Consider the following 9,741-nt stretch of genomic DNA (forward strand, 5'->3'; position numbering starts at 1 on the left):
ACTGCATATTAAATTTTTTTTAGGTAACAATAAATAGTGTAAAGGGTATGTAGCAGTTGAGCTAAGACTCATATATGATCCGATAAGGGTCGTATATGGGTCGACCAAAGGTTGCATGCAGGCCTTCATCGGCTTGCATGCAGCCGGAGGGCAGATCTTGCATGGTGGGGAAAAGCTTTGCTGCAGTCGATTTTTTGATTGCAGCAGGGTTCCAACCTATCATGCAGGGTCGAGCTAAGATCACTTAGGGTATTGAAACTTTTTGTTTATGATTTAGCTGGCCACTATTTCATGCGCTTGTATGCAGCCGAGAGGTTGCATGCAGGTGCGTAGATATCCTAAGTGGTCGAACGGCCCATCAGTACTGGTGGTGAACTGCTCTATCATGGTCGGAAGATCATGGTTGGGTAATAAGCTATCAGTATTGGTGCAAGGTAGATTGCTATATGCCCTTTTAATTTTCTTATTCTTCCTCTTCTACGAAAGCATAGAGGGAAAGAATCTCCTGGGATTCCTCATGAGTAATTTCTTCTACATCTTTTAATTTCCTGTCTATAGAGCGAGTCCTTTTAGAAGCGCTTTCTATCACGTTCTGCGCTTCCTGAAGCTTTTTATTTACTTTATCTAAAAGTTCGCCAAATTTTCCAATTTCGGATTTAACTGCCGCTAATAATTTCCACACTTCTTCCGCTTTTTGTTCTATAGCAAACATTTTGAAACCCTGTCGCAGGCTATTTAAAAGGCCGGAAAGGGTAGTAGGACCGGTAATCAAAACCTTATAATCCCTGTGAATATTTTCAATAAAGCCCGGCTTTTTTAGAATTTCAGCAAAGAGACTTTCAGCAGGTAAAAACATTATGGCAAAATCGGTGGTATGAGGAGGATTTATGTATTTGTCCTTAATATCCTTTGCGCACAGCTTTATACGGTTTTCCAAATCTTTTTTTAATCTTTCGCATTCTGCTAAATCGCATCTTTCTTCCGCATCAACCAATCGTTCAAAATCTTCCATGGGAAATTTGGCGTCAATGGGAAGCCATATATAGTTTTTAAAAGAGCCGTTTTCAACGGGGATCTTTATTGCAAATTCGACTACTTCATTGCTTTGAGGGTTTACCTTCACGTTCTTTTCAAACTGGCCGGGTGCCAGAATGTCTTCGATTACCCCTTCTAATTGAACCTCTCCAAGGATTCCTCTCGTCTTAATGTTGAATAGCACTTTTTTTAGGCTGCCCACATCGTTCATCAAGGTTTGCATTTCCCCGAGCCCGTTATGTACCTGCTCCAGTCTTTCGCTGACCAGCCGGAAGGATTCGGATATTCTGGCGTTAAGGGTGGATTGCAGCTTTTCGTCGACCACCTGCCTCATTTGTTCAAGCTTTGTACTGTTTTCGTTCTGTATTTCTTTCAGTTTTGCTTCAATAGTTTCCCTCATTTTATTTAACCTTTCTTCCGTTTTGTCAGCCAAGGAAGAAACGGTATCGGAAAAATTTTTAATCAGGTTTTGCTGTGCTAAATTCATGTTGTTGATATTTATCGAAATAGTGTTTCCTAAATTGCTGACCAGATTTGCCGTCTCTTCTTTGCTGTTTTTAATGTCTTCTTTTATCAAACTTTCCAGATACTTTTGACCGTTTTCAAGGGTGGATAGCGCTTTGATAAGTTCCGGGTCCTGCCTTTTTTTTGAGGTTATGGAAAATATTTGTAATGCGATGATAATACCTAAAAGGACGAATATAAAGATTAATGAAATATCCATTTTATGTCCTCCTTAAATTTTATTTACAGGCAAAATATATTTTATCAAATTTTGTGAAGTTCAATAAGAATAATTTGTATGAAATTTGATCGAGGAGGTTCAGATTAGATTGGACGAAAGATTTATAAATGAATATTTACAATAAGTGAAAAAAGAAAATAATCCTTTTAAAAAAGCTCTTATCCTTACGGCAATTATAACGGAAATGCTTAGAAAAAAGAAAGTAATGCCTATACTTGTACATTTAATTTTCTATATATATAATTTGAAAAATTTATTTTATAAATTTGAAAGGATTATTGACTTTTTTGTAGAATAGAAAATATTGCTATTTTATTTTAGTAACGGGGGAGATAGATTGAAAGTCGGAATAATAGGAGCCGGAAGAGGGGGCACTAATTTTTTAAAAACTCTTCTTGAGATTAAAGATGTGGAAATAGTAGGAATTTGTGATGTAAATGTAGAAGCACCGGGTATTAAATTGGCAAAGGAAAAGGGGATAAAAACCTTTTTCGATTGCAGAGAAATATTAAAGGAAAAACCCGAGGTTATAATTGAATTAACAGGAAGACAGGAAGTAAGGGACACAATCAATGCAGAAAAAAATGAGGAAACCCATATTATCGATTCGAGTGCGGCAAGGCTGATTGCAATGCTTTCAGAACATCAAAATATGCTCAATCAAAAATTATCGGATTCCTTAGAAAACCTGAAAGGAATGCTTAAAAATTTGTCGGAATATATAAATTCATTAAATAATTCTTCTAAACTCATCACCAAAACCTTTAACGATTTTTCCGATTCAATTGCCAGTTCCATGGAAGATATTAAAAAGACGGATGATATAATAAGAACTATATACGATATTACGAGCATGATTAAAATTCTGGGAATTAACGCTTCTATTGAAGCGGCAAGAGCGGGGGAGCACGGTAAGGGCTTTCAGGTGGTTGCCCAGGAAATTGGAAAGCTTACCAATTCTTCCGCAACCGCTACTTCTAATATTACGAAGACCCTATTAAATATAAGAAAAAACCTTGAGGAATTGTCGGAAGGTGCTAATGTGCTAAAACAGATCGTCAGCTCTCAGGAAAGCATCGCCACTTCCTTGGACACCTACAGAGAAAAAATTAAAGAAATTGTAAATGATAAAAAGTAAAAAAATAATAGGAAGCTCAAAAAAGCTTCCTATTATTTTTTATTATTTTTTATTCCGATGGGAAGAGTCCCTCCACGCTTAAATATCTTTCACCCGTATCGGGAAGCACGGTAACTACCAGATTGCCCGGCTTTAATGATTTGGCCACTTTTATTGCAGCGCCAACTGCCGCTCCGGAGGAAATTCCTGCCAGAATACCTTCCTTTAATGCCAGCTCTCTTGCATAGAAAAAGGCATCGTCATTGCTGATTTTTATAATCTCATCAATATTGTTAAGGTCAAGGACTTTTGGAATAAACCCGGCGCCAATTCCCTGTATTTTATGAGGTGCCGGTTTTCCGCCGGATAATACCGGTGAGGCTTCTGGCTCCACTGCAAATATTTTAATGTTCGGGATTGCTTCTTTTAAGACTTTTTTTACTCCAGTAATAGTTCCACCGGTTCCCACACCGGCCACGAAGGCGTCAATTTTTCCTCCGGTTTGATGGAGTATTTCTAAGGCCGTAGTTTTTTCGTGAATTTCAGGGTTTGCAGGGTTCTCAAACTGCTGAGGCATGAAATAGCCCGGATTTTCCTTTAAGATTTCCAGCGCTTTTTCAACAGCTCCTCTCATACCCAGTTCCGCAGGAGTAAGTACCAGCTCCGCACCGTAGGCTTTCAATATTTTTCTCCTTTCTATGCTCATGGAAGAAGGCATTACCAGAACAAGTCTATATCCTTTAACCGCACAAACCATTGCAAGGCCTATACCGGTATTTCCGCTGGTAGGTTCTATAATGGTATCCCCGGGCTTTATAAGCCCCTTTTTTTCCGCATCCAGTATCATGCTATATGCAATTCTGTCCTTTACGCTCCCTCCAGGATTAAAGGATTCCAGCTTTGCTGCTATGGTGGCCCCACCTGCAGGTGATAGCCTGTTTAGCTTGACCATAGGTGTCATGCCTATAAGGTCCAGGATGGATTCTTTTATTTCAAAAATTTTCGTTTCCATTTAATCCTCCCTCTCAATATTATTATTTTCACATATAAACCCGTATTCTCCTTTAAGGTCTTTTATGGATGGATTTTGACCGCAAACGGGGCATTCCGGGTTGTTTTTTATTTCGGGTGTCCTGAAGTCAAGATCCATAGAATCAAAAAATACAAGCCTTCCTTTTAAGAGCTTACCGGCTCCGGTAATAATTTTCACCGTTTCGGTAGCCTCAATAAAACCCAAAACACCGGGTACGGGTCCAAGGATACCGGTTTCGGAACAGGATGGAATGCTGCCGGCAGGCGGCATTTTTGGAAATACACACCTGTAGCATGGCCCTTTACCGGGGACAATTGTCATCCCGAGCCCCTCAAAACGCAATACTCCCGCTTCGGCAAGGGGCTTTTTACTGATTACACACACATCGTTTAAAAGATATCGCGTAGGAAGGTTATCTACACCATCTATCACTACGTCGTAATCCTTTACTATTTCTAAAGAATTTTCCAGAGTAAATCGGGTATGGTATTTTATTATATTTATTTTTGGGTTTAATTTTTTCAAGAAAATTTCTGCTGAGTCCACCTTTGGCATATTTATCCTTGAAGTGGAATGTAAAATCTGCCGGTTGAGATTGCTGATTTCTACATTGTCGCTATCCACAAGACCGATGGTGCCAACTCCAGCCAAGGTAAGGGCAAGGGCAGCGGGCGAACCGAGTCCGCCGGTGCCAACTATCAAGACTTTTGCCTTTGAAAGAAGTTCATAAAAATTATTTTCTTCAAATAATGCCGGTTCTTCAGTATTAACAGGCTCAAAGGTATTGGTAAAATCCATATTTAAAAGGTCGTAATAAAGGGGGGAATCAAGGGTCTTTCCTATTTTCAATACCAGCTTGGCTGCTTCTATGGAACAAATTGCTCCTGAAAAACATCGGGATAAAATTTTTCCGGGAGAATTTTCACTTATTTTTTTCAGGGATTCTGGAAATAGCAAATCTTCCTCCTCCAGAAATGTGGCACCCTTTGATGTTTTAATTATACCCCTCCAGGGAGAAGTTAAAGCAAAAACTGCCGGCACCTCTTTGAACTTTTCCGGGACAAAAAATTCGTCAAAGAAAACGCAAAAATCTAATTCATCGATACTGCTTTCAATTTCCTCCTCACTTAAAAAGAAAAGTTTAAGGTCAGGGTTGAAATCCTTCAAGTTTTCCTTTAAAAAGAAATAATATTCGTCATAACTTTTAAAATAACAGTATAAATTTTCAATACCCAGAGCTGCAAGGTAAAAAACTAATGGTATTGCGCTTTCTGGAGAAGGAGAAACCACAAGCCCTTTTGATTCTATTAATTTTTTCTGGCCCGGCCCACTTATTTCCGGCATGATTATATGCCTCAGGAACCTGTTAATTTTTTCTTTTGGCAGCAGCAAAAGGACTCCCCCTTATTAAAAATTAATTCCTACTAAAATGATAGGAATTCTATAAATTTATTTTATTATTTTACCGCCATAAAGTCAATTTCTACTTTTATTTTATATCATTTTTTTGGTATTTTAATAATAGTAGAAAAAAAGAAAAGGAGTCTGGGAAATGAGTTATAGAGATTTTCATGTACATATTGAACAGGGTCCTTATACCCTGAAATGGTTAAAAAAGTTTATTGAAAAGGCAAAAGAAAGAAATATTGAAGAAATAGGCATATCCGAACATATTTATAGATTCGTTCAGGCAAAAAATATTTGGAAGGGTGGTCCTATCCGAAACGAATGGCATGAAAAAAGGGCGACGGAGGATATTGAAGAATATATTTCATTAATTGAAAAAGCAAAAAAAGAAGGATTTCCTGTGAAACTCGGTATCGAAGCGGACTACTTTCCGGAAAATGAAGAAATAATAAGGGAATTTATCAAAGATTACCCTTTTGATTTTGTAATTGGTTCCGTTCACTGGCTTTCGGAATTCGGTTTTGACAACCCGGAAAGGATAAAGGATTGGGAAGGAAGGGACATAGATAAGGTCTATGAAGAATACTATATTACTTTGATTTCGGCGGTTAAATCAGGAATTTTTGATTTCATAGCCCATCCGGACCTGGTGAAAATATTTAATTACAGGTCAAAGGCTGATTTATCAAATATTTACGGAAATCTTGCAGAGGAAATAAAAAGTAAGAATATGTGTATAGAAGTGAGCACGGCGGGGCTTCGAAAACCCGTAAAGGAAATATACCCTTCGGAGGATTTAATGTATTATTTTTCTAAATTCGATATTCCAGTAATACTGAATTCAGACGCTCACTGCCCTGAAGATGTGGGTAAGGATTTTGAAAAAGCCGTAAAGTATATTAAAAGTTTTGGTTTTGATAAATTGTGTTATTTTGAAAATAGAAAAAGAATGCAATATGAGATACGGGAGGAATAAAGTTGTTTAATATAGTTTTAGTTGAACCGGAAATTCCGCAAAACACCGGGAATATTGCAAGAACCTGTGCGGCGACTGGTGCGGTGCTTCACCTGGTAGGACCGCTGGGATTTTCCTTAGAGGATAAATACTTAAAAAGAGCGGGTCTTGATTACTGGCACCTCGTAAATGTAAAATATTACGAAAATTATCAGGAATTTGAAGAAAAAAATAAAGGAAGTACTATGTATTTTTTAACCACCAAATCCGAAAGGTGCTATACGGAAGCAAGTTTTAAACCGGGAGATTACCTTGTATTTGGAAAGGAAACCGCAGGGCTTCCCATGGAATTATTAAAAAGGAACTGGGATTATACTCTCAGAATTCCCATGGTAGACGACGCCAGGTCTCTTAATCTTTCCAACTCAGTTGCAATAGTGCTTTACGAAGCATTGAGGCAGAATAATTTTAACGGCCTTAAAATTAAGGGACCTTCAAAAAATTAAAGGAGGAATTTTCAATTGTACGAAATAAAAGTAGGACAAACCTTTGAAGCAGTAATAGAAAAAATGGCTCACGAGGGGCAGGGTATTGCACATCTAAATGGACTTACGGTTTTTGTGGAAGGGGCAATTTTTGGAGAAAAAGTAATAGCTGAAGTTACCAAAGTTAAAAAATCCTATGCAATTGCGAAAGTAAAAAGGATCATTAATTTTTCCAAATACAGGCGGGAGCCTTTTTGTCCCCATGCTTTAATCTGCGGGGGATGTGATTTACAGCACCTTTCCTATGAAGGACAGCTGATTTTTAAGAAAAGCATAGTGGAGGATAGCCTTCATCGAATAGGAAAGGTTTTTCCACAAATAAATGACACCATAGGTATGAAAAATCCTTTAAATTATAGAAATAAAGCCCAATATCCCGTGGGAAATAAAAACAATTTACCGGTACTGGGTTTTTTCAAAAAAAGGTCGCATGAAATTGTCCCAATAGATTATTGTCCGATTCAGTCCGAGCAAAGTAATGAAGCTCTTTTAGCGGTAAAGGAATGGCTTGAAAGGTACAATATATCCATTTACGATGAAATAAAACACAAAGGTCTTGTAAGGCATATTGTTACACGTCATGGTTTTAAATCAGGGGAAGTAATGGTGGTTATTGTAATAAACGGGGAGGATGTTCCTCATAAGACGGAGCTTATCGAAATATTAAAAAAGAAAGTAAAGGGCCTTTCTTCGGTTTATTTAAATGTGAATGCAAAAAAGACAAATGTAATTTTGGGAGAAAAAAACCTGTTGATTTACGGCAATGAAACCATAAAAGAAAATATAGGAAATATCAGGTTTTCCTTGTCTCCTCCGTCCTTTTTCCAGGTAAATCCAGTTCAGGTCGAGGTGCTTTACGATAAAGTTGTCGAATTTGCTGATTTAAAAGGTAGTGAAACAGTTTTGGATGTTTACTGCGGTATAGGGACTATTGCACTTTGCCTTGCAAATAAAGCAAAAAAGGTGATAGGTATTGAAGTGGTAGGGGATGCGGTGAGGGATGCAAGGGAAAATGCAAAAAATAACGGTATTAAAAATGCCGAATTCGTAGAGGGGGAAGCGGAAAAAATAATGCCCGAACTTGCCAAACAAGGCATAAATCCGGATGTTATAGTGGTAGATCCTCCGCGAAAGGGCTGCGAAAAAGAGGTGCTTTCTGCGATATCAAAAATGCAGCCGGGGAAAATAATATATGTTTCCTGCAATCCTGCCACCCTTGCAAGGGATCTTTGCATTTTAAAGGATATGGGGTATGAGACCAAAATTGTTCAACCTGTTGATATGTTCCCGCATACACATCATGTGGAGACGGTAGTATTACTCAAAAGAGAATACGGCAGATAAAAAAGTTACGCAATATCGTTTGGATATCTCCTGTTCCTGTATAACTTAAAATTCCATTATATGTGTAGGCACCAATATGTGGTGGTATTGTTCAAGGAAGAATCATAAGCCATTAAAAAATTTTATTTATAATCGTACTTTTTTATAAACAAAGGCCCATTAGAGGGCCCTTGTTTTATTATTTCCATCCTATTTCATTAAATATTTCTACGGCATGCTTATTGTGTTCACCAAGTTTAGTAAGTTCTATATTTTGTTTTTTGAAATCCCCCCAAGATTTTAATAGTTTTGACGCTTCGACTCTTGGATTAGCAGGATATTCGAAATTTATTTCTGTAAATAATTTTTGTGCTTCTTCTGAAGTTAAAAATTCTATCAGCTTTATCGCATTTTCTTTATTTTTTGCTGCTTTTGTCAAACCAGCCCCACTAATATTAATATGCGTTCCTGTTGTTTCTTGATTTGGGAAGAAAACTCCAACTTTTTTTGCAGCGTTTACTTCCTCTTGATCCTGTGAATTTAGCATTATTCCAATATAGTAAGTGTTAACTATAGCTACATCTCCAACGCCTGATGCAACTGCTTTAATTTGATCTCTATCATTTCCCTGTGGTTCTCTTGCAAAGTTTTGTAGCAATCCTTTGGCCCACTCTTTCGCTTTTTCTTTTCCGTTAATCTCGATCAATGATGCTAAAAGTGATTGATTGTATGTATTTGTTGATGATCTGATCAAAATTTTTCCCTTCCACTCAGGGCTTGTTAAAGCTTCATAAGTTGATAATTGACCTGGTTTTACTCTATCCTTTGAATATACTAAGACTCTTGCTCTAACCGTTAAAGCAGTCCAAGTATTATCTTTATCTCTTAGATTTTGTGGTATATTGTTATTTACAATTTCTGAATTAAATGATTGTAATAACCCTTCCTTCTTTGCCTTATATAGCCTTCCGGCATCTGATACAATTAAAATGTCTGCCTGCGCATCTTGTCCCTCTCTTACAAGTCTTTCAATTAGTTCATCTGATTTGCCTTGAATTACATTTACATTAATTCCTGTCTTTTTAGTAAACTCTTCATAAAGTTTTTTATCAGCGTCATAATATCTGTCTGAATATACATTGACTATTTGTTTATTATTTTCTAAAGGCGCTTTATCTTGTACTGTTTTTGTACAACCTGCAATTAATAAAGTTGACATAATAATTAATAAAAATATTGAACGTAAATTGATTTGTTTGTTCATTAAAAAACCTCCTCTAATATTTATTGAAAATGATTATCATTATCAATAAATATACTAACAAATATAATTCCATTTGTAAATCTAAAAAATAAAGAAACTTTCGCTTTGTACCATATTTGTTCTTAAATTATTCCAATATTTCTCCTCTATTGAAAACCAAAAAAATTTTTTAAAAAAAAATACAACGTGTTATTCGTTTCATTTAGGAAAAACCTTCTTTAAAAAAAAAAAAAAATTTTTTGCCAAAAAATTCCTAAAAAAAAAAAAAATCAAAAAAAAAAAAAAAAAAAAAAAAAAAAAAAAAAAAAAAAAAAAAA

At 36.5% G+C, this 9,741-nt stretch carries 8 protein-coding genes; 4 read left to right on the top strand and 4 right to left on the bottom strand.

Annotated elements, in window-relative coordinates; genetic code table 11:
* Positions 1–463 precede the first annotated feature (463 nt).
* A complete protein-coding gene (locus ATZ99_RS11485) occupies positions 464–1,759 on the bottom strand; it encodes a DNA recombination protein RmuC (RefSeq protein WP_068749376.1) in 1,296 nt (431 codons plus the stop codon).
* 358 nt (positions 1,760–2,117) lie between these two features.
* Here ATZ99_RS11485 and ATZ99_RS11490 point away from each other — a divergent pair, with 358 nt between their 5' ends.
* The gene (locus ATZ99_RS11490) at positions 2,118–2,918 is read left to right on the top strand and encodes a methyl-accepting chemotaxis protein (protein WP_068749377.1); all 801 of its coding nucleotides are present in this window, start codon (positions 2,118–2,120) and stop codon (positions 2,916–2,918) included.
* A gap of 49 nt (positions 2,919–2,967) precedes the next feature.
* On the opposite strand, the gene cysK is transcribed toward ATZ99_RS11490, so the two are convergent.
* A complete protein-coding gene (cysK, locus tag ATZ99_RS11495) occupies positions 2,968–3,909 on the bottom strand; it encodes a cysteine synthase A (protein WP_068749378.1) in 942 nt (313 codons plus the stop codon).
* Positions 3,910–5,322: a HesA/MoeB/ThiF family protein gene (locus ATZ99_RS11500; protein ID WP_068749379.1), complete on the bottom strand. Its 1,413-nt coding sequence runs from the start codon at positions 5,320–5,322 to the stop codon at positions 3,910–3,912.
* Positions 5,323–5,482: 160 nt separating this feature from the next.
* On the opposite strand from ATZ99_RS11500, the gene ATZ99_RS11505 reads away from it, so the two are divergent.
* Genes ATZ99_RS11505 through rlmD form a run of 3 tightly spaced genes read left to right on the top strand, consistent with a single transcriptional unit; the run spans position 5,483 to position 8,181 of the window.
* Positions 5,483–6,313 carry a histidinol-phosphatase HisJ family protein gene (locus tag ATZ99_RS11505; protein WP_068749380.1) on the top strand — a complete coding sequence of 277 codons (831 nt, stop codon included), beginning with the start codon at positions 5,483–5,485 and terminating at the stop codon, positions 6,311–6,313.
* 2 nt (positions 6,314–6,315) lie between these two features.
* A complete protein-coding gene (gene trmL / locus ATZ99_RS11510; RefSeq protein WP_068749381.1) occupies positions 6,316–6,798 on the top strand; it encodes a tRNA (uridine(34)/cytosine(34)/5-carboxymethylaminomethyluridine(34)-2'-O)-methyltransferase TrmL in 483 nt (160 codons plus the stop codon).
* 15 nt (positions 6,799–6,813) lie between these two features.
* Positions 6,814–8,181 carry a 23S rRNA (uracil(1939)-C(5))-methyltransferase RlmD gene (gene rlmD / locus ATZ99_RS11515; RefSeq protein ID WP_068749382.1) on the top strand — a complete coding sequence of 456 codons (1,368 nt, stop codon included), beginning with the start codon at positions 6,814–6,816 and terminating at the stop codon, positions 8,179–8,181.
* Between the two features lie 178 nt (positions 8,182–8,359).
* On the opposite strand, the gene ATZ99_RS11520 is transcribed toward rlmD, so the two are convergent.
* A complete protein-coding gene (locus tag ATZ99_RS11520; protein WP_068749383.1) occupies positions 8,360–9,424 on the bottom strand; it encodes a Fe(3+) ABC transporter substrate-binding protein in 1,065 nt (354 codons plus the stop codon).
* Positions 9,425–9,741: the final 317 nt, after the last annotated feature.

It is taken from the genome of Thermovenabulum gondwanense, from assembly GCF_001601575.1.
GTDB lineage: Bacteria > Bacillota > Thermosediminibacteria > Thermosediminibacterales > Thermosediminibacteraceae > Thermovenabulum > Thermovenabulum gondwanense.